This window comes from Streptomyces sp. NPDC056628, assembly GCF_042792555.1.
GTDB lineage: Bacteria > Actinomycetota > Actinomycetes > Streptomycetales > Streptomycetaceae > Streptomyces.
Genome location: NZ_JBHTWG010000007.1, coordinates 92,198 through 111,810 on the forward strand (window position 1 = coordinate 92,198; position 19,613 = coordinate 111,810).

Annotated in this window: 15 protein-coding genes and 1 riboswitch; of the genes, 2 read left to right on the forward strand and 13 right to left on the reverse strand. The window is 72.7% G+C overall.

Translation table 11 applies throughout. The features are described 5' to 3' along the window. Window positions 1-149: 149 nt before the first annotated feature. From ACFRAC_RS12355 to ACFRAC_RS12395, 9 genes are all read right to left on the reverse strand, one after another. Window positions 150-827, reverse strand: coding sequence for a transglycosylase family protein (locus ACFRAC_RS12355; protein ID WP_382923831.1), 678 nt, complete (start codon window positions 825-827; stop codon window positions 150-152). A gap of 4 nt (window positions 828-831) precedes the next feature. Beyond that, window positions 832-1,024, reverse strand: a riboswitch (cyclic di-AMP (ydaO/yuaA leader). A 207-nt stretch (window positions 1,025-1,231) separates the two neighbouring features. Next, a complete protein-coding gene (locus tag ACFRAC_RS12360) occupies window positions 1,232-2,230 on the reverse strand; it encodes a transglycosylase family protein (protein WP_382923832.1) in 999 nt (332 codons plus the stop codon). 143 nt (window positions 2,231-2,373) lie between these two features. Beyond that, complete coding sequence (locus ACFRAC_RS12365; RefSeq protein WP_382923833.1) at window positions 2,374-3,678, reverse strand: cytochrome P450; 1,305 nt, start codon at window positions 3,676-3,678, stop codon at window positions 2,374-2,376. 64 nt (window positions 3,679-3,742) lie between these two features. Next, entirely contained in the window at window positions 3,743-4,720 is a 978-nt protein-coding gene (locus tag ACFRAC_RS12370) for a nucleoside triphosphate pyrophosphohydrolase (RefSeq protein WP_382923834.1), read from the reverse strand. Between the two features lie 58 nt (window positions 4,721-4,778). Continuing rightward, window positions 4,779-5,417, reverse strand: a complete 639-nt coding sequence (locus ACFRAC_RS12375; RefSeq protein WP_382923835.1) for a SurA N-terminal domain-containing protein — start codon at window positions 5,415-5,417, stop codon at window positions 4,779-4,781. A gap of 151 nt (window positions 5,418-5,568) precedes the next feature. After that, window positions 5,569-7,062, reverse strand: coding sequence for a protein kinase (locus ACFRAC_RS12380; protein WP_382923978.1), 1,494 nt, complete (start codon window positions 7,060-7,062; stop codon window positions 5,569-5,571). A 38-nt stretch (window positions 7,063-7,100) separates the two neighbouring features. Further along, window positions 7,101-7,715 carry a hypothetical protein gene (locus ACFRAC_RS12385; RefSeq protein ID WP_382923836.1) on the reverse strand — a complete coding sequence of 205 codons (615 nt, stop codon included), beginning with the start codon at window positions 7,713-7,715 and terminating at the stop codon, window positions 7,101-7,103. A gap of 196 nt (window positions 7,716-7,911) precedes the next feature. Continuing rightward, entirely contained in the window at window positions 7,912-8,655 is a 744-nt protein-coding gene (locus ACFRAC_RS12390) for an N-acetyltransferase (RefSeq protein ID WP_382923837.1), read from the reverse strand. Between the two features lie 57 nt (window positions 8,656-8,712). After that, entirely contained in the window at window positions 8,713-9,483 is a 771-nt protein-coding gene (locus ACFRAC_RS12395; protein ID WP_382923838.1) for an HNH endonuclease family protein, read from the reverse strand. Window positions 9,484-9,677: 194 nt separating this feature from the next. Here ACFRAC_RS12395 and ACFRAC_RS12400 point away from each other — a divergent pair, with 194 nt between their 5' ends. Further along, the gene (locus ACFRAC_RS12400; protein ID WP_382923839.1) at window positions 9,678-9,863 is read left to right on the forward strand and encodes an Rv0909 family putative TA system antitoxin; all 186 of its coding nucleotides are present in this window, start codon (window positions 9,678-9,680) and stop codon (window positions 9,861-9,863) included. 109 nt (window positions 9,864-9,972) lie between these two features. Here ACFRAC_RS12400 and mfd read toward each other — a convergent pair whose 3' ends face one another. Beyond that, a complete protein-coding gene (gene mfd / locus ACFRAC_RS12405; protein WP_382923840.1) occupies window positions 9,973-13,503 on the reverse strand; it encodes a transcription-repair coupling factor in 3,531 nt (1,176 codons plus the stop codon). Window positions 13,504-14,000: 497 nt separating this feature from the next. Between mfd and ACFRAC_RS12410 the strand changes: the two genes are divergently transcribed. After that, window positions 14,001-15,455 (forward strand): DUF2079 domain-containing protein, encoded by a 1,455-nt coding sequence (locus ACFRAC_RS12410; RefSeq protein WP_382923841.1) that lies wholly within the window; start codon window positions 14,001-14,003, stop codon window positions 15,453-15,455. A 70-nt stretch (window positions 15,456-15,525) separates the two neighbouring features. On the opposite strand, the gene ACFRAC_RS12415 is transcribed toward ACFRAC_RS12410, so the two are convergent. The 3 genes from ACFRAC_RS12415 to ACFRAC_RS12425 all read right to left on the reverse strand — a co-directional run bounded on the left by ACFRAC_RS12415 (window position 15,526) and on the right by ACFRAC_RS12425 (window position 19,597). Continuing rightward, window positions 15,526-18,096, reverse strand: coding sequence for an ABC transporter permease (locus ACFRAC_RS12415; protein ID WP_382923842.1), 2,571 nt, complete (start codon window positions 18,094-18,096; stop codon window positions 15,526-15,528). After that, a complete protein-coding gene (locus ACFRAC_RS12420) occupies window positions 18,093-18,932 on the reverse strand; it encodes an ABC transporter ATP-binding protein (protein ID WP_382923843.1) in 840 nt (279 codons plus the stop codon). The genes ACFRAC_RS12415 and ACFRAC_RS12420 overlap by 4 nt, the downstream gene beginning before the upstream one ends. Before the next feature lie 470 nt (window positions 18,933-19,402). Further along, window positions 19,403-19,597 carry a hypothetical protein gene (locus ACFRAC_RS12425; protein WP_382923844.1) on the reverse strand — a complete coding sequence of 65 codons (195 nt, stop codon included), beginning with the start codon at window positions 19,595-19,597 and terminating at the stop codon, window positions 19,403-19,405. Window positions 19,598-19,613 lie beyond the last annotated feature (16 nt).

The following is a 19,613-nucleotide window of genomic DNA, read 5'->3' on the forward strand; positions in this document are numbered from 1 at the left end:
GGGCTTCGGCCAGCGGTCGACCGCTCTATGGACGGAACCGAGAGCGAATTGTTTCCGAACGGAACAAAAACCGGGCCCTGCATCCGCACAGAACCCCGCCCCGGTGCGTACGGGGGAACGCGCACCGGGGCGGGGAGCCTGTGGGGGTCCTACTTGAGGTGGAGCTGCTGACCCGGGTAGATCAGGTCGGCGTCCTGGACGATGTCCTTGTTCAGCTTGAAGAGCTTCTCCCAGCCGCCCTTGACGTCGTGGTCGGCGGCGATCGTGCTGAGGGTGTCGCCCTTGACGACCTTGTACTCGCCGTCGCCCTTCTTGACCTTCTTGCCGGTCGGGGTGGTGACGGTCTTGGTGCTCTTCTCGGCGGCCGGACGCTCGGCGGAGCGGGAGGCCGGCTTCTCCTCGGTGGAGCGGGTGCCCTGCTCGCCGCCGGTGGCGGAGGAGCCGTTGTAGGCCGCGCTCGACAGGCCGGTGCCGCAGTTCGGCCAGGCGCCCTTGCCCTGGCTGGCGAGGACCTTCTCGGCTATCGCGATCTGCTGGGCCTTGGTGGCCTGGTCGGCGGTGGAGGCGTACTGCGTGCCGCCGTAGGCCGCCCAGGTCGAGGCGGAGAACTGCAGACCGCCGTAGTAGCCGTTGCCGGTGTTGATCGACCAGTTGCCGCCGGACTCGCACTGGGCGACGGTGTCCCACTCGGAGGCGGTGGCGGCCGAGGCGCTGCCGGCGGCCATCAGCGGGCCGGCGACGGCGGCGGCGCCGGTGACGCCGACGACGGCGATGGCGCGGGCCGCCTTGGACGGACGACGGTGCTTGGCCTTGCTGGAGAACAGCATGGAGAGATCCCCTCACCGACGCCTACGAGGTGAGCTGTCGGGTTCGGGCCGGTTGAGTTGCCCGGTCGCGCACCGCTGGTGCGTGCTGCGCGACTTCACCCCAAGCCGGTTCCGGCCGTCCGGCCCCGAAGGGCCTCGACTTCCGGACCCGGCGCTTACCTTGGGTCCCCCGCTCCTGCCTACGGCGCTTGACGCGACGACTGTTCCCGTACGGCCGTCGGCAGGATTCGGCGTGACGGCTGACGGGGCTCGCTGGTGGCGAGCGATCACGACCGTAGACACGCCGCTCGGGGATTTTCAAAGACGATCAAGGCTTCTGAGATCTATCTCTCAGTCCATTCAAAACGGACATTACCCATGAAAGCAGGGCGTGAACTGCCGCTTCATTTGGCCCTGTTCGGCCGTTATTCGGTGGGGACGTCCAGCGTCTGACCGGGGGCGATGCTGTTCGCGTCGGCACCGATGGCCGCCTTGTTCGCCTCGTACAGCGCGCGCCATCCGCCGTCGACGTCAAGGGAGTCGGCGATGGAGGCGAGCGTGTCGCCCTCCCGGACCCGGTAGGAGGCGTGGCGGCCGGAGGAGCCGGCGGTGGCGTCCACGGCCGCGGACTCCTCGGCGCTGGCGCCGCGGTGACGTCCGGAACCGGTCGGCACGTCCTCGATCGCGGCGGTGTCGACGAGGCTCCAGGACCCCGCACTCTGCCCGGAGTTGTCCCGATTGCCGCTCTCGAACGTCTCCACGGGGGAGCTGTCCGGCGACTCCGAGACCGTCGCTCCGCCGGACGCGCCGGCTCTCTCGGACTTACCGGACTTATCGGCCTTGGAGGCCGAAGAAGGGGAGGAAGTGGAGCTGCCGGGCGATTCGGATGAGTCGTCCGCCGAAGCACTCGGCGTGCCCGACGTGTCGCCGGAGGGGGCCGAATCGCCGGAGGAGCCAGAGGATTCGGATGAGTCAAGCAGGCCGGACGACCCGGACACCTCGCTCGGGGAGTCCCCCGCGACCCCGGTGTCGAGGTCGATGGCTCCCGACTTCTTCGTGAGCCCGTTGAGCACGGCGCAGGTGCCCCAGGGGCCCGTCCCGCGCTGCGCGAGGATGTCCTGCGCCACGGCGATCTGCTGGGAACGGCTCGCCAGGTCCGGGCTGGCGGCGAAGTCGAGACCGCCGGACTTCTCCCAGTCCGCCTGGGTCAACTGGAGCCCGCCGTAGTGCCCGTTGCCCGTGTCCGCGCTCCAGGAGCCGCCGCTCTCGCAGTCGGCGACCTTGTCCCACACGTTGCCGTCCGCCGCGCTCGCGCCCGTGGCGCCGAGGAGCGGGATGGCGATGGCGGAGCCGGTCACTCCGGCCGCGACGAGAAGAGCCGGAGCCTGGCGGGGGCGACGGTGACGACCGTTCCCGGAGAGCATGCGGGGACCTTTCGCGAGACAGCGCTGACCAAGGCGCGCAGAACCCGCGTGCCTTCGTTGATGGGTGAACGTATAGGCAGACGATCACTTGTCACAAGTTAATGCCGCGCAGATCACGTGAAGATCACAGAGGTGAGCGCATGTCACGTTTGCGGAGCGGAACGGTTGCCTCCGACCGGGGTGAACTCCACCGGTAGGGTGCGCAGGCCCCGCATGATGAGCCCGCCGCGCCACCTCAACTCCGCCGGGTCGGCGGCCAGTCGGAGGTCCGGGAGCCGGGTCAGGAGGGTGGCGAGGGCCGTCTGTCCCTCCAGCCGGGCCAGCGGGGCGCCGAGGCAGTAGTGGATGCCGTGGCCGTAGCCGAGGTGCTGGTTGTCACGCCGGCCGAGGTCGAGGACGTCGGGGTCGGCGAACCGCTCCGGGTCCCGGTCGGCGGCGGCCAGGACGACCAGGACGGGGTCCCCGGCCGCGATGTCCTGCCCGCCGATGGTCAGCGGCTCGGTGGCGAACCGCCAGGTGGCGAGCTCCACCGGCCCGTCGTAGCGCAGCAGTTCCTCGACCCCGGTCTCCAGCAGGGCGGTGTCGTGGGCGGCCAGGGACTCCTGGAGCCGGGCGCGCTGGGCGGGGTGGGTGAGCAGCGCGTAGGTGCCGTTCCCGATGAGGTTGACGGTGGTCTCGAAGCCGGCGAACAGCAGGATGAAGGCCATGGCGGCGGCCTCGTTCTCGGTGAGGTGCTCGCCGTGGTCGGAGGCGCGGATGAGACCGGAGAGGAGGTCCTCGTCCGGGGCGGGCGCGTCGGGGAGGGCTTCGCGCTTGCGGTGGATGAGATCGGCCAGATAACCACGCATCTTCTTCACGGACCGGGCGACCCCGCCGCGGGGCCCGCCCTGGTGCCGGATCATCATGCCCGCCCAGTCCCGGAAGTCGTCCTGGTCCTCGCGGGGGACGCCGAGCAGGTCGCAGATGGCGTAGATGGGCAGCGGGAAGGCGAACTCGTGGATGAGGTCGGCCTCCCCCTTCCCGGCGAACCCGTCGATGAGGTGGTCGGTCAGCTCCTGCACCCGGGGCACGAACGCGGCGACGCGGCGCGGGGTGAACGCCTTGCTGACCAGCCGCCGCAGCCGGGTGTGGTCCGGCGGGTCGATGTTCAGCAGATGCGTCATCAGCTCGGCCTTGCGCTCACCGGGGATGCCGGTCCGGCCCTTGGCGTGGGCCGGTTCGGCGTGGTGGGCCGGGTTCTTGGAGAGCCGGTTGTCGGCGAGCGTCTGCTTGGCGTCGGCGTACCGGGTGACCAGCCAGGCCTCCACCCCGCTGGGCAGCCGGGTGCGGTGCACGGGCGCGTGCTCGCGCAGCCAGGCGTACGCGGGGTAGGGGTCGCCGGCGAACTCCCAGGTGAACAGCTCGGGAGCGCCGGGAGCGGGGGCGGGGCGGTGGGGCTGGTCGGTCACGCCCCTGACCGTATCGGCCCCGGGGGGCGCCCCGTCGCTCGGGCATGATCGGCGAGAGACCCCCCTACGGGGACACGCCCTCGGTGGCCCGGACCGCGTCCCGGTAGGCCCGGGCCGCGACCCGCAGGGCGGCCTCCGGGTCGACGCCGGCCTCCGCCGCCCGCACGGCCGTGGCGAGCAGGTCGTACCCGACGCCCTCCCCCGCCGGCAGCGGCACGTCCAGGCCGGCCGTGCGGACCCGGGACGCCAGCTTCGCCGCGAGGGCCAGGCCCGGCTGGCCGAGCGGGATGCCGTCGGTCACCGACTCCCGCCGCTTCTCCTCGGCCTTCGTCCGCAGCCAGTGCTCGCGGACCTCCTCGGGGGTCGTCGCGGTCGCGTCGCCGAAGACATGGGGGTGGCGGTGGATGAGCTTGGCCACGATGCCGCCGGCGACGTCGTCGACGGAGAAGGGGGCGTCGGGGTGCTCCTCGGCGATACGGGCGTGGAAGACGACCTGGAGCAGGACGTCGCCCAGTTCCTCGCGCAGCTCGTCGCGGTCCCCGTCCTCGATCGCCTCGACCAGTTCGTACGCCTCCTCGATGCCGTACTTGGCCAGGCCCTCGTGGGTCTGCCGGGAGGACCAGGGGCACTCGGCGCGGATGCGGTCCATGACCTGGACGAGGTCGAGGAGGCGGGCGCCGGGCAGGTCGTACGAGGCGGGCAGCAGTTCCAGCTCGGGCATCCGCACCCGGCCGGTGCCGGCCAGTCGGGCCAGGCCGTCGGTGAGCGCGGGCTCGCCCTCGCCGGTGGCGACGACCACGGCGGTCCGGCCGCCGGAGCACGCCTCGACCAGCTGTTCGGCGGTCGGGGCGGCCTCGTCGACGGTGATCCCGGCCTCGCGCAGATACGGCAGCTGCGGGTGCGCGCCGTCCGCGCACAGCACCCGGTCGGCCGTGCGCAGTGCCTGCCAGGCCGGCCAGGACAGCAGGCCGGGCGCGACACGGTGGCTGGTGGTGAGCAGGACGATACGGCCGGGGGCGGCTTCGGGACTGGTTGCGTTCACGCTCCGAACGTAACCCACGCCCCGGGTGCGGCCCTTCGGCCGTCCCCGGACCGGCCGGCTACGCCGGCTGCTGCGGTGCGGTCACCTCGCGCAGCCAGGGGGCCTTGGCGTCGGTGCGGGCGCTCTTGCGGGCGTCCCAGGTGCCGTAGCGGGGGTTGAGGTCGATGTCGAGCTTCTTGGAGGCCACCGCCAGCGCGTCCCAGAAGGCGGGCTTGCCGGTGTCGGTGCCGAGCGCGGTGGCCAGCTTCTGGGCCTCCAGCTGGAGCCGGAGGTTGTCGTCGAGGCGCCGCGGCGGGACGCCGTACTGCTGGAGCCAGGACGTCTCGAGCGCCTTCGCGCCGCCGACCTGCTTCTGCAGGCCGTCCCGCATCTCCTGGACCTCCTTGCGGGTGACGCTCACGCCGTGGTCGCGGGCGGCCCGGTGCAGCACCCGGTCGAGGACCATGGTGTGCAGCACATCGCGCGGGAGGGTGCCGGACTTGGCGACGACCTGGGCGTAGGCGGCCTCGTCGGGGACGGCCGCGCGCTGGGCGTCGCGTACCTCGCTCACCCGGTTCTCCAGCTGGGCGACGGTGATCCGCTGGTCTCCGACGACGGCGGCCGCGCCCGGATGCGCGTCGCTTCCGCACGCGGTGAGCAGAGGTGCCGCGGCGAGCGCGGCGGAGAGCAGGAGCGCGGTACGACGGCGGCGGTGCAAGGAGACCTCCCGAGGGGCGCTTGTGCGACGGTGCACAAAGTCTTGCGGTGATCGATGGTAGGCAGTGGGCACGCTCTGGCCAACCCATTCGACCAACGATTCGCGCGGGCTTCGGGCACCCGTCACACGGCGCGGCACCGTCTTCGGGCGGCTAGCCGCGCACCTGGCCCAGCCACTGCAGGGTGCGGCGGACCTCCGCGGCGAGGGGGTGGGCGGGGCCGTGCAGGCGCTCGACGTCCATCAGGAGCCGGGCGAGGGTGTCGTGGGCGGCGGGCCGGTCGCCGAGGGCGAGCAGCAGGTGCCCGATGCGGCGGCGCACGTCGTGGGCGAGCACGGGGTCGCCGGAGACGTACTGGTTCTCGTAGTACGGCAGCAGCGCGCGGTACTCGGCGAGAGCGGCCGCCGGTTCGCCGAGCTGTTCCAGGCACTGGGCGACGTCGTAGCGGAAGCGCAGGGACTGCGGGTCGGCCTGGCCGGCCTCGGAGGCCCGTTCGTCGGCGAGGCGGCGCAGTTCGGGCAGGGCGCGCCGGTACTGGCCGTCGTCCATGAGCGTGGCCGCGTACTGCTTGCGCAGGGTGCGCACGACCGGTGAGTGGGTGCCGTGCTGTTCGGCCGCGACGGGCAGGATCGCGCCGAGGATGTCGACGGCCTGGGTGATCCGGCCCTCGCCGAGGAGCCGCTTGACCTCGTCTACGGCGCGCGCGACGTCGGCCTTCTCGTCGGCGGGCGGTGCCGGGGCGGCGGGTGCCGGCTGGGGCGCGGGGGTGCGGGCGCGGTCCGGCCAGGGCGCGTGGGGGCGCAGGAAGGGGCGGGTGGGGTCGAGGGGTTCCCCGGTGGGCGTGCCGCGCCCGGGCAGCAGCGGCGCCAGGGCCTCGTAGACCTCCTGGGCGGAGGCCGGGCGGTGCTGGGGGTCCTTGGCCAGCAGGCGCAGGACCAGCGCCTCCAGTGCCTCGGGGACCTCCGGGCGGGCCCGGCGCACCGGCTGCGGCGCCTCGTACAGGTGCCGGTGCAGCACGCCGAGCGCGGTCGAGCCGGAGAACGGCACGTCGCCGCTGAGCAGTTCGTGCATCAGGACGCCGAGCGCGTACAGGTCGGTGTACGGGCCGACGGCGCCGCCCATCGCCTGCTCGGGGGCCATGTAGGCGGGCGAGCCGATCGGGGAGCCGGTGTGGGTGAGGCGGGTGGTGTCGGTGTCCATGACGGAGGCCACGCCCAGGTCGAGGACGGTGACGGTGCCGTCCTGCTTCACCATCACGTTGCGCGGCTTGAGGTCGCGGTGGACGATCGGCACCGCGTGCACGGCGCTGAGCACGGCGCACAGCTGCGCGGCGACCGCGACCGCCCAGGGCCACGGGTACGGTTCCCGTTCGGCGAGGTGGGCGGAGAGGTCGACCCCGTCGACGTACTGCATGACGAGGAACAGCTCCTCGCCCTCGCTGCCGGCGTCGTGCACGGTGACCAGGCCGGGGTGGTCGACCTGCGCGGTCACCCGGCACTCCCGCACGAAGCGGCGGCGCAGCTCGTCCGCCTCCTGCCCGGCCACCTTGTCGGGGCGCAGCAGCTTCACCGCCACCCGCCGGTCGAGCCGCTGGTCGTAGGCCGTCCAGACCTGGCCCATGCCGCCCTGCCCGATGAGGGTGGACAGCTCGTAGCGGCCGGAGACGACGCCTCCCGCCGTCGCGGTCACAGCCCGCCCTCACGGCTGCCGTCGGGCCGGCCGTCCTGGCGGCGCAGATAGTCGCTGAGCTCGTCGAGTTCGGCGCGCACCTGGTCGATGCGGGCGGGCGCGGGGCGCTGCGGGGGCGGCGGCACGGGCGTGGAGTCGCCGGGGGCCGGCGGCACCGGGGTGGGGACCGGGGTCGACGGCACGGTCGTCGCGGTGTACGGCGACGGGGGCGGCGGGTAGCCGTACGCCGGGCCGGGGTGCTGCTGCGGGGCGTATCCGGCGGTGAGGTGCGCCTGGTGGAAGTGGCGGATGTCGGCGGCGAGGTAGTACGCGATCGCGGCGACGATGCCGCCCAGCAGCAGGACGAGGCCCAGCCAGCCGCCGGTGGTGTGGATCTCGTCGCCGGGCTCGGAGCCGATCAGGTACAGCCCGAAGTAGGGCACCACGATCGACGCCCCGAACAGCCACCAGTCGGCCGCCCGGCGGGTCACTATGGCCAGGCGCAGCATCATCGCCCAGGTCAGCAGGCCGAAGCTCACGACGGAGACCACGACGAACAGCACGCGCAGGAAGACCAGCGTCCCGGTGGACGGCGGCCGCTTCACCGGCTGTCGGTAGCCGTGGCCTTGCATGACTGCTCCTGATGCCTGACGAGATGGACGGACCCGGCCGGTCCTGCGCGTTCGGGGCAACCTCGGTCGCGCGACGGCCGCTTCGAGCGTATAGGTCGACACCGAGGTCCGGTCACCGGTTGTACCGGATCGTTGCCGTGCTCATCACCTGGTACGACGCCGCAGGCGGCGGAGGCCGGGCTTCCGGGCGCGTCCGTCAGAGCGGGTGGCGCATCCACACGTTGGGTTCGACGTACACCGCCAGGTCCCTCCCGGGCTCGCAGCGCACCGGCACCAGCGCCCCGGGCACCTCGACGTCCCCCGCGGTGTCGAAGGGCAGCCCGGTCCAGCCGCGCCACATCTCCAGCGAGCCGACGACGGTCATGGAGGCGGGGGCGACGGAGTCGACGGTGGCTCCGGCACGGACGTGGACGCGCATCCACGGGTCGTACGGCAGCCCGTCGGGGCGTACGCGGTGGGCGTACTCCTCGATGGGGGTGGCCGGTTCGAGGTGCTTGGCGCTGGGCCGGACCGGCGCGACGACCTCGGTGAAGCCGTGCGCGCGGGCGTTGTCGCGCATCGCGCCGAGCATCCGGGCGGACAGGCCGCCGCCCTGGGCGTGCGGGGCGACGACGACGGAGATGGCGCTGACCGTGTCGGGCCGGGTGCCGGACCGCAGGTCGGCGAAGGCCCAGGCCAGCACCTGGTCCCAGCCGCGGGCGGGCAGGGTGCCGCGGCCCTCGGCGTTCAGCGCGAACGGCACGCTGAAGGCGTGGGCGACGACCTCGCCCCGCTCGTCCTCGGCGAACAGCACGTACTCGGGGAGTTCGGCGGGGACGCGGCCGTAGTGGCTGTTCCCCACGAGGTCGTGCAGGACGACCTCCGGCCAGCTGTCCGCCATGCCCAGCACCGCGCCGGCCCGCTCGGGCCGCTCGGCCAGACTCCACACCTTCCTCTCCATGCCGGTCACGGTAGGGCGGCCGGTGAGGGGAGCAAAGCCGTTTTCCGCGGGGCGGTTTCAGCCGCCGCACTGCCGCAGCATCATCTCCTTGTCGGCCTTGGTGACCGGCAGTTCGTACTTGAGGGAGACCTGGGCGAAGCGGACCGCGTAGGAGCAGCGGATCGCCTTGCTGGGGGGCAGCCAGGCCGCGGGGCCGGAGTCGCCCTTGGAACTGTTGGTGGGGCCGTCGACCGGGAGCAGGTTCAGCGGGTCGTTGGCGATGTCCTGCCGTTTGCCCTTGGGCCAGCGCGCGGCGCCCATCTGCCAGTCGTAGGACAGCGGCATGACGTGGTCGATCTGCACGGTGGTGGCGCGGGACTTGGTCCACCCGATGGTCCGGCCCGTGTACGGGTCGTCCAGCGTCATCGACGTCACCACGCAGTTCGAGCCGGAGCGGAAGCGGACGTCCTGGCCGTCGCGCTTGAGCAGGTCGTTGCGGGTGTCGCAGCCGTTGCGGGAGAAGGGGACGCCGCCGGGCGCCGAGTCCATCCAGGCGTAGCCGAACGCGTCCCGGTCGTAGCCGGTCTTCGGGCCGCGGCCCTTCGTGGCGACCTTGCCGATGAGGGCGCGCGCCTCGGCCCGGTCGGCGTCCGAGGTGAGGGGCCCGAGGCCCGGCTTGGTGCCGTCGGGGTTGTCCAGCGGGCTCGCCGCGTGTCCGGAGCCGGCCGCCGGACCGGCGCCGGTCGCCCCGTCCGGTGCGGGCAGTTCGACGTTCTCGCAGCCTCCCAGCAGCAGTGCCGTGCCGAGCACCGCCGCGGCGGCCGCCGCCCCACCCCTCAGACGCCTCACGGTGCCGTCCCTCCCCTGGCCTGCCCCGATACCCCGTGGCTTGGGCTGTGTCTTCCCCGGTACCCCGTCGCGCACACGGTAGCCGCCCGGCGCACGGGGGCATCCGGCAGGTCAAGACCAGAAACCGGCCAAGTGCGCATAGCACGCAAGTCGGGCGTATCGTCGGTCGTGAGTCACTCGGGAAGGAGCTCTGGATGGGCATCTTCGACAGGTTCAAGAGCAACCGCCACGCGCAGGACAAGGCCAGGGACGTGTCCGACGCCGCGGAGCGAAAGGTCAACGAGAAGACGGGCGACAAGTACGGCAGCCGCGTCGACGACGCTCAGCAGCGGATGGAGCGCCAGGCCGGCATGGAGCGTGACAAGCCCGACCAGCCGTGAGGCCGTAGACCCACGCCCGGCCCGAGAGAGGCCGTCCGCGCGGACCGACGTCCCGCGGACGGCTTCGCGCTGACCCGGCCGGGAGAGGCCGGGCCCCCTCCGCGGTGGGTCAGGACCCCAGGACCGAGGTCAGGAACTCCCCGACCCAGCCCAGCAACTCCCGGCCGACCAGCGGCTTTCCGCCCACCTTCGCGGTCTTCGGACGCGGCACCAGCACCTGGCGGATCGACGGCTTGATGACGGTGCCCGGATACAGGCGCTTGAGCCGCAGCTCCTGCGACTCGCGCAACTCCACCGGCGCGAACCGGATGTTGTTGCCCTGCAGCACGACCTCGCCGACGCCGCACGCCCGGGCCAGCATCCGCAGCCCGGCCACCAGCAGCAGGTTCTCCACGGGCTCGGGCAACTTGCCGTACCGGTCGATGAGTTCCTCGCGGACGGCCTTGACGTCCTCCTCCGTGTTGGCGGAGGCGATGGCGCGGTAGGCCTGGAGGCGGAGCCCCTCGCCCGGGGCGTAGTCGTGCGGGACGTGCGCGTCGACCGGGAGCTCGATCTTGACCTCCAGCGGCGGCTCCTCCTCCACGACGCCCTCCAGCGAGGCGCGGTAGTCCGCCACCGCCTCGCCGACCATGCGGACGTACAGGTCGAAGCCGACGCCCGCGATGTGACCGGACTGCTCGCCGCCCAGCAGATTGCCGGCGCCGCGGATCTCCAGATCCTTCATGGCCACGTACATGCCCGCGCCCATCTCGGTGTGCTGGGCGATGGTGGCGAGCCGCTCGTGCGCGGTCTCCGTGAGCGGCTTCTCCGGCGGGTACAGGAAGTAGGCGTAGCCGCGCTCGCGGCCCCGGCCGACGCGGCCGCGCAGCTGGTGCAGCTGCGAGAGACCGAAGTTGTCGCCGCGCTCCACGATCAGGGTGTTGGCGTTGGAGATGTCGATGCCGGACTCGACGATCGTCGTCGAGACCAGCACGTCGAACTTCTTCTCCCAGAAGTCGACGACGACCTGCTCCAGCGCCTGCTCCGACATCTGGCCGTGGGCCGTCGCGATCCGGGCCTCGGGGACGATCTCGCGCAGCCGGGCGGCCGCCCGGTCGATCGACTCGACGCGGTTGTGGATGTAGAAGACCTGGCCCTCGCGCAGCAGCTCTCGGCGGATCGCCGCGCCGATCTGCTTCTCCTCGTACGGCCCGACGAAGGTGAGAACCGGGTGCCGCTCCTCCGGCGGGGTGGTGATCGTGGACATCTCGCGGATGCCGGTGACCGCCATCTCCAGGGTCCTCGGGATCGGGGTCGCGGACATCGTCAGGACGTCGACGTTCGCGCGCAGCTTCTTCAGCTGCTCCTTGTGCTCCACGCCGAAGCGCTGCTCCTCGTCGACGACGACCAGGCCCAGGTCCTTGAACTTGGTCTCGGAGGAGAACAGCCGATGGGTGCCGATGACGACGTCGACGGAGCCGTCGCGCAGCCCCTCCAGGACCGCCTTCGCCTCGGTGTCGGTCTGGAAGCGGGACAGCGCGCGCACGTTCACCGGGAACTGCGAGTAGCGCTCGGAGAACGTCCCGTAGTGCTGCTGCACGAGCAGGGTCGTCGGCACGAGCACGGCCACCTGCTTGCCGTCCTGGACGGCCTTGAAGGCGGCGCGCACCGCGATCTCCGTCTTGCCGTAGCCGACGTCGCCGCAGACCAGGCGGTCCATCGGGACCGACTTCTCCATGTCCTCCTTGACCTCGGCGATGGTCGTCAACTGGTCCGGGGTCTCCGCGTACGGGAAGGCGTCCTCCAGCTCGCGCTGCCAGGGGGTGTCGCCGCCGAAGGCGTGCCCCGGCGCGGCCATGCGCGCGCTGTAGAGCTTGATCAGGTCGGCGGCGATCTCCTTGACGGCCTTCTTGGCGCGCGCCTTGGTCTTGGTCCAGTCGGCGCCGCCGAGCCGGTGCAGGGTGGGCGCCTCGCCGCCGACGTACTTGGTGATCTGCTCCAGCTGGTCGGTGGGGATGTACAGCCGGTCGCCGGGCTGGCCGCGCTTGGCCGGGGCGTACTCCACGACCAGGTACTCGCGGGTGGCGCCCTGCACGGTGCGCTGCACCATCTCCAGGTAGCGGCCGACGCCGTGCTGCTCGTGGACGATGTAGTCGCCCGCCTCCAGGGTGAGCGGGTCGATGGTCTTGCGGCGGCGGGCCGGCAGACGGGCGCCGTCCCTGCCGGCCGCCTTCTGCCCGGTCAGGTCCGTCTCGGTGAGGACGGCCAGGCCGAGCGCGGGGTCCATGAAGCCGTAGTCGATGCAGCCGCAGGCGACGTGCACGACCGACGGGGAGATCTCCTCCAGGTCGGTGGTCAGACGGGCCGGCACGCCCTCGCCGCCGAGCACCTCGACGGTGCGGGCCGCCGGGCCGTGGCCCTCGGTCACGAAGACCGTGCGCCAGCCGTCGGCGAGCCAGCCCTTGGTGTCGGCGAGCGCCTTCGCGGTGTCGCCCCGGTAGGACTCGGGGGCGCGCATGCCCAGCTTGAGGGTGTCCGCGTCGAGCTCGTCGTCGGCGGCGAACGGCGACACCGACCACCACATCATGTCCAGCTCGCGCGCCCGGTCCCGGACGTCCGCGATGGACCACAGGGAGGCCGCGCCGACGTCGATGGGGGCCTCGCCGCCGCCCGCGGTGGCGGCCCAGGACGCCTGGAGGAACTCCTGCGAGGTCGCCACCAGGTCGGCCGCGCGGGTGCGGACCCGCTCCGGGTCGGCGACGACGGCCATCGCGCCCTTGGGCAGGACGTCGAGCAGCAGCTCCATGTCGTCGACCAGGACCGGCGCCAGGGACTCCATGCCCTCGACGGCGATGCCCTCGGCGATCTTGCCGAGCAGTTCGCCGAGCTCGGGGTGTTCCTCGGCGAGCACCCGCGCCCGCTCGCGCACCTCGTCGGTGAGCAGCAGCTCCCGGCAGGGCGGCGCCCACAGGCCGTGCTCGGCGACCTCCAGGGAGCGCTGGTCGGCGACCTTGAAGTAGCGGATCTCCTCGACGTCGTCGCCCCAGAACTCGATGCGCAGGGGGTGTTCCTCGGTGGGCGGGAAGACGTCGAGGATGCCGCCGCGGACCGCGAACTCGCCGCGCTTCTCGACGAGCTCCACGCGCGAGTACGCGGCGGCCGCGAGGGCGTCCACCACGTCGTTCAGATCGGCGCTCTCCCCGCTGCGCAGGGCGACCGGCTCCAGGTCGCCGAGGCCCTTGACCTGCGGCTGGAGGACGGAGCGCACGGGCGCCACCACCACGGACACCGGTCCGGTCTCCGGGTCGTCGGGCCGGGGGTGGGCGAGCCGGCGCAGCACGGCCAGGCGGCGTCCCACGGTGTCGCTGCGGGGGCTGAGGCGCTCGTGCGGCAGGGTCTCCCAGGACGGGTACTCCACGACGCCCTGCTCGGGCAGCAGCGAGCGCAGCGCCGCCGCCAGATCCTCGGCCTCCCGGCCGGTCGCCGTGACGGCGAGGACGGTGCGGCCGGTCTCGCGGGCGAGCGCCGCGATCGCGAAGGGGCGGGCCGCCGGGGGGCCGACCAGGTCGATGTGCATGCGGTTGCCGTCCGCGGCAGCCGTGATCGCTTCCGCCAGGGCGGCGTCCTTGACTACGGCGTCGAGCAGACCGTGCAGACTCATGGAGAGGGCTTTCCGTCCAAAGGGATGGGCAACACGAAGGGCCCGACACGGGGGACGGGCCGGGGGTTCCAGCGTACGTCGCCGCAGGGGCGGACGGCGGGGCCTGTGGATGACGCCGGCCACTCCGTGCGGCTCCCGTGGCACGCGGCGGCGCCGAACGCCCCGCCCGGCCCACGGGGCCCCGGTCCCCCTCCTGCCCCGGCCCCCGCGAAGGCGCGGGCGGCCCCAGGACGGGCCATGCGCGCGGCTCACAAGGGCCACGGCCCCCGCAGGCCCGACCGGCCGGGCGCCGGACCCGTGGACAGGACGCGCCCCCGGCCCCGGTCGCGCGGCCCCGGGAACGGGCGGGAGCCGGGACGGGCCACGCGCGCGGGCCCGGCGCCCCGAGCCCTCGCCCCGGACGGGCGCGGCCCCGTGCCGGCGGTCCCGGCCGCCCCCGGGGGCGGCCCCCGGTCCCCCGCCCCCGTCCACCGCCCCCGTCCACGTAAAGTCCCCCCATGCCCACCCGAGCCGCCTCCGCGACACCGGACGCCTCCCCGGACCCTGCGATACCGGGGACCGCTCCGCGTGCCGGGGAGTCGTCGCCGGCCGGGGCGGGGCGGTGGGACCCCTGGGTGCTGGCCGTCGTGCTGTTCGCCGGGTACGCCGTCGTCTCCGTGGGCCGGTACCGCCATCTGGGGCAGCGCTCGTGGGACCTCGGCATCTTCGAGCAGGTCGTGCGCTCCTACGCGCACCTCCAGGCGCCGGTGGCCGATCTGAAGGGCCCGGGGTTCAACATCCTGGGCGACCACTTCAGCCCGGTGACCGTGCTGCTCGCGCCGCTCTACCGGCTCTTCCCGTCCTCCGTCACCCTGCTCGTCGCCCAGGCCGCGCTGTTCGCGCTGTCCGCCGTCCCGGTCGCCCGGGCCGCCGCCCGGCTGCTGGGCCGGGGGCGCGGACTGGCGGTCGGCGTCTCCTACGGACTGTCCTGGGGCATCCAGCAGGCCGTCGACTTCGACTTCCACGAGATCTGCTTCGCCGTGCCGCTGCTCGCCTTCGCGCTGGAGGCGGTCCTGGGCCGGCGCCGGCGGGCCGCCCTGCTGTGGGCGCTGCCCCTGATCCTGGTGAAGGAGGACCTGGGGTTCACGCTGAGCGCGCTCGCCGTGGTCGTCGCCTGGCGGGCGCGCGGCACCTCCCCGCGCGCGGCCCGGTACGCGGCCGGGGTCGCCGTGTTCGGGGCCGTGGCCGTCGCCGTCACCCTGCTCGTGCTGATACCGGCGTTCAACGCGGCGGGCTCCTACGACTACTGGAACAAGGTGGGCGAATCAGGCGGCGGTGGGCCGCTGGACGGCCTGGACACCAAGCTGCGCACCCTCGGCTGGGTCCTGATACCGACGACCGGCCTGCTCGCCCTGCGCTCCCCGCTGCTGCTCGTGGCGCTGCCCACCGTCGGGTGGCGGTTCCTCTCCTCCTACCCGCAGTACTGGGGGACGGACTGGCACTACAGCGCCGTCCTGATGCCGATCGTCGCCCTCGCGCTCGTCGACGCCCTGCACACCGCCGGGCACAGCCCCCGCCCGTGGCTGCGGTCGTACGCCCGGCACCTGCCGGCCGCCGTCGCGGGCGCCTCCCTGGCGCTGACGACCTCGCTGCCGCTGGCCGCCGTGACCGAGACCGAGATCTACCGCAAGCCGGAGCGGGTCACCGCGATCGAGCGCCTGCTCGCCGAGGTCCCGGACGGCGCCTCCGTGGAGGCGAACATCGCCCCGATCAGCCGCCTCACCTCCCGCTGCCGGGTGTTCTGGGTCAGCAACACCCAGGGCGTCGAGCCGGACTACATCGCCCTGGACAACTCCCGCAAGCGCTACCGCGACGTCGAGGGCTACGCCCGCACCCTGCACCCCGGGGCCCGCTACACCGTCCAGGGCACGGCCTACGGGGTCGTCCTGCTGGAGCGGCAGGGCGGGCGATGAGCGGCGGCCCGGCCCGGAGGGTCGTCCCCTCCGGGCCGGGCCGGTCCCCCGCAACCCCCGTGTGCGGTGGCTACTCGGTCGCGATCGCGTTGAGCACGTTCATCCGGCCCGCCCGGAACGCCGGCACGAGGGCGGCGAACAGGCCCACGAAGGCCGATCCGATGAAGACCCCGGCGATCGTCGGCCACGGGATGTCGAGGACGCCCAGGCCCTCCAGCGCCAGCAGCCGCTGGGCGGTCGCGCCCCAGCCCATGCCCAGTCCGAGGCCCAGCAGGGCACCGAAGAGGGCGATCACCACGGACTCCATGCGGATCATGCGGCGCAGCTGCCGGCGGGACAGGCCGACGGCGCGCAGCAGGCCGATCTCCCGGGTCCGCTCGACCACCGACAGGGCCAGGGTGTTCACCACACCGAGGACCGCCACGATGATCGCCAGGGCCAGCAGGCCGTAGACCATGTTCAGGAGCTGGCCGACCTGGTCCTTCAGCTCCTCCTTGTAGTCGGTCTGGTCACGGACCTGGTACTGCGGGTACGGGTCGAGCGCCTTCTTCAGGGCCGCGTAGGCGGCGTCCTGCTTGCCGTCCTCCGCCTTGGCGAACATGATCACGTCCTGCGGGATCCGGTCCGCGGGCAGGTACGTCCGGAGCGTGTCGATGCTCAGGTACCGGGCGCCCTGGTCGATGGCGGTGTCGTCGTCGGTGATGGCGGCGACCTTCAGCTCGGCCGTCTCACCGCCCTTGAAGGCGACGGTGATCGTGTCGCCGACGTGCACGCCGTGCTTCTTCGCGTAGTCGCTGCCGACCGACATGGCGTCCTTGCCGTAGGCGGCGGACAGGGTGCCCTCCGTGGTCGTACGGCGCAGGTCCTCGGCGTACGTCGGGTCGGCGGCCGTGACCCCGGTGTCGTCGGTCCTGCCGTCCGGCGAGGTCAGGGTGGCGTCGACGCTCTTGTAGTGGGTGACGTGGGCGAGGCCGGGCGTGCGCTCCATGGCCTTCTCGGCCTGCGGCACGATCGGCTGCTGCTGGCTCATCACGATGAAGTCCGCGCCGACCGACTTGTCGAGCTCGCTCGTCGCCGAGGCGACCATCGAGGAGCCGACCACCGACAGGCACGCCACCAGGGCGAGGCCGATCATCAGGGCGGCACCGGTGGCGCCGGTGCGGCGCGGGTTGCGCAGGGCGTTGCGCTCGGCCATGCGGCCCACGGGCCCGAACGCCCGCAGCAGTACCGCGCTGATCACCCGGACCACACCGCCCGCGAGGAGCGGGCCGATGACGACGAAGCCGATCAGGGACAGCACCACACCGCCGCCCAGCATCAGCGCGCCGTCGCTCGCCTTGTCGGCGGTGGCCGCCGCGTACAGGGCGACCGCGCCCGCGCCGGTGAGCACCACTCCGACCAGGCCCCGCACCCGGCCGGCCTTGCCGTCGGCCGGGGTGCCGGCGTCGCGCAGGGCGGCCATCGGGGAGACCTTCCCGGCGCGGCGGGCCGGCAGGTAGGCGGCCAGCACGGTCACCACGACACCGAGGATCAGGCCGACCACGGGGGTCGTCGTCCTCACGGTGAGGTCGTCGGTGGACAGGCTCATGCCGGCCATCGACATCAGCTTCATCAGGCCGACGGCGATCCCGACGCCCGCGCCGACTCCGAGGACGGACCCGACGAAGCCGAGCAGCAGCGCCTCCACCAGCACCGACCGGTTGACCTGGCGGCGCGAGGAGCCGATGGCCCGCATCAGGCCGATCTCGCGGGTGCGCTGGGCGACCAGCATCGAGAAGGTGTTGATGATCAGGAAGATGCCGACCAGGAACGCGATCCCGGCGAAGCCGAGCATGGCGTACTTGATGATGTCCATGAACTCGCCGACGTCCTTGCGGTTCTCGTCGGCGTTCTCCTTGGCCGTCTGGATCTTGTACGAGCCGTCCAGGGCCTGTGCCACGTTCCGCTTGAGCCGGGTGTCGCTCACGCCGTCCGCGGCGGTGACGGAGACCTGGGTGAACCGGCCGGTGGCACCGAGCAGGGCGCGCTGGCTGGTCGCGGTGTCGAAGTAGACGACGGCCGCGCCCGGGTTGGTCACCTTCCAGGAGGCGATGCCGACGATCTTCGCGCGGATGTCGCCGGTGGCGGCGATGGTGCGCAGTTCGTCACCGAGCTTCAGGTCGTGCTTGTCGGCGGTGTCGGCGTCGACCATGACCTCGGTGGGCCCGCGCGGGGCGTGCCCGGAGGTGATCTCCATGGACCGCAGGTCGTTCTCGGTCCAGTTGCCGGCGATGGTGGGCGCCCCGGTGGACGACCCCATGTTCTTGTTGTCGGCGTCGACGACGGTCACGTTCAGCGAGGTGACCGCACCCTCCGCCTTCTTGACGCCGTCGACCGACGCGACCTGCTCGACGACCGACGCGGGCAGTGAGGCGGGCCGGCCCGTGCCGGCGCCGTCGTCCTCGTCCTCGGCGTCCTTGGGGCTGACGCTGACGTCGGAGGAGGTGACCGCGAAGAGCTTGTCGAAGGTGGTGTTCATCGTGTCGGTGAACACGAGCGTGCCGCACACGAACGCCACGGACAGCAGCACCGCCACCGCGGACAGCGCCATCCGGCCCTTGTGCGCGAAGAAGTTGCGCAGCGAGGTCTTCACGACAGTCATGACGTGCGCCCCCGGGCGTCGAAGTCCTTCATGCGGTCCAGGACCGCTTCCGCCGTCGGCTTGTGCATCTCGTCGACGATGCGTCCGTCGGCGAGGTACAGCACCCGGTCCGCGTAGGACGCGGCGACCGGGTCGTGGGTGACCATCACGATGGTCTGCCCGAGCTCGTCCACGGAACGGCGCAGGAAGCCCAGCACCTCGGCACCGGCGCGGGAGTCCAGGTTGCCGGTCGGCTCGTCACCGAAGATGATCTCCGGGCGGGCGGCGAGGGCGCGGGCGACCGCGACGCGCTGCTGCTGGCCGCCGGAGAGCTGGGTGGGCCGGTGCCTGAGCCGCTCGGACAGGCCCACGGTGTCCACGACCCGCCCGAGCCACGCCTTGTCCGGCTTGCGGCCGGCGATGTCCATCGGCAGCGTGATGTTCTCCAGGGCGTTCAGCGTGGGCAGCAGGTTGAACGCCTGGAAGATGAACCCGATGCGGTCGCGCCGCAGTCGGGTGAGCTTCTTGTCCTTCAGCCCGGTGATCTCGGTCTCGTCCAGGTAGATCTGCCCGCCGGTGACGGTGTCGAGCCCGGCGAGGCAGTGCATCAGGGTGGACTTGCCGGACCCCGAGGGGCCCATGATCGCGGTGAACTGCCCGCGGGCGATGTCCACGTCGACGTGGTCGAGGGCGACGACGCGGGTCTCCCCCGACCCGTACGCCTTCACGACCTGCCGCGCCCGCGCGGCAACGGCCGTGCTCCCTCCCGTCACCCGGCCACCACCCCTCAACGAGGCGCTGCGCGGCGCACCTTCAGAATCGCCCCCGTGCCCGGGAATGGTCACAGCCGATGTCACGGTATGTCTCCTCAGTCGGTTCAGCAGGCGCGTCACGCCATCACGTCACGGCGTCAGTCTCGGGTCGGGAAGGGGTCCGGCGCGCTGGTGCCCGGCCCCGTCTTCTGCGGGGGTAAACCCCACCCCCGCAGGTTCGGTCAGCCACCCCCCGGCGGCGTAAAGCCAGGTTAAGGACGCGGCCCCCGCCGTCTCGTCCTCCGCCGGTACCAGCCCTCCCCGAGACCTGGTACGGAGGTACCCCTAGGGGCTCTCCCCCCTGGGGTGGACGCCGCGTCAGGGTCGCTGCGCCCTTCGGCCCATCCAGCCTCCACCCTGCCGCCGCGTGAGGGTCAAGTGCGCGGCTGTCCCCGGGCGGACGGGTGCACGGGGAACACATGCGGAGGGGACCCTGGTGGGCGGCACGGGGGACGCGCCGCGCGACGGCGCACGGCACACCGGGACCGACCGGCGCGGGCGGTCGTCGCGGTGTCCTACCCCGGACGGACACACCTCGGGCAACGGCAGGGCGGGAAGCGGCCCGCGAGGTCGAAGGGCGTGTCCTTGCGGGACGGCTGGTACGTCACCCTCGGTCCCCAGGTCCGTCCGCCGTCCCGGGAGACACGCAGCGTGAGCGCGGGCCCGGGCACCTCCGTGAACGGGTCTTTCTCCTGTTCAGCCTGCTCCATGTCGTCACCTTTCACT

Coding starts and splice junctions, on each gene's coding strand:
- ACFRAC_RS12355 (WP_382923831.1), bottom strand. CDS start 827: ATGCTGTTCTCCAGCAAGGCCAAGCACCGTCGTCCGTCCAAGGCGGCC.
- ACFRAC_RS12360 (WP_382923832.1), bottom strand. CDS start 2,230: ATGCTCTCCGGGAACGGTCGTCACCGTCGCCCCCGCCAGGCTCCGGCT.
- ACFRAC_RS12385 (WP_382923836.1), bottom strand. CDS start 7,715: ATGCAAGGCCACGGCTACCGACAGCCGGTGAAGCGGCCGCCGTCCACC.
- ACFRAC_RS12390 (WP_382923837.1), bottom strand. CDS start 8,655: ATGGAGAGGAAGGTGTGGAGTCTGGCCGAGCGGCCCGAGCGGGCCGGC.
- ACFRAC_RS12400 (WP_382923839.1), top strand. CDS start 9,678: ATGGGCATCTTCGACAGGTTCAAGAGCAACCGCCACGCGCAGGACAAG.
- mfd (WP_382923840.1), bottom strand. CDS start 13,503: ATGAGTCTGCACGGTCTGCTCGACGCCGTAGTCAAGGACGCCGCCCTG.
- ACFRAC_RS12410 (WP_382923841.1), top strand. CDS start 14,001: ATGCCCACCCGAGCCGCCTCCGCGACACCGGACGCCTCCCCGGACCCT.
- ACFRAC_RS12415 (WP_382923842.1), bottom strand. CDS start 18,096: ATGACTGTCGTGAAGACCTCGCTGCGCAACTTCTTCGCGCACAAGGGC.
- ACFRAC_RS12425 (WP_382923844.1), bottom strand. CDS start 19,597: ATGGAGCAGGCTGAACAGGAGAAAGACCCGTTCACGGAGGTGCCCGGG.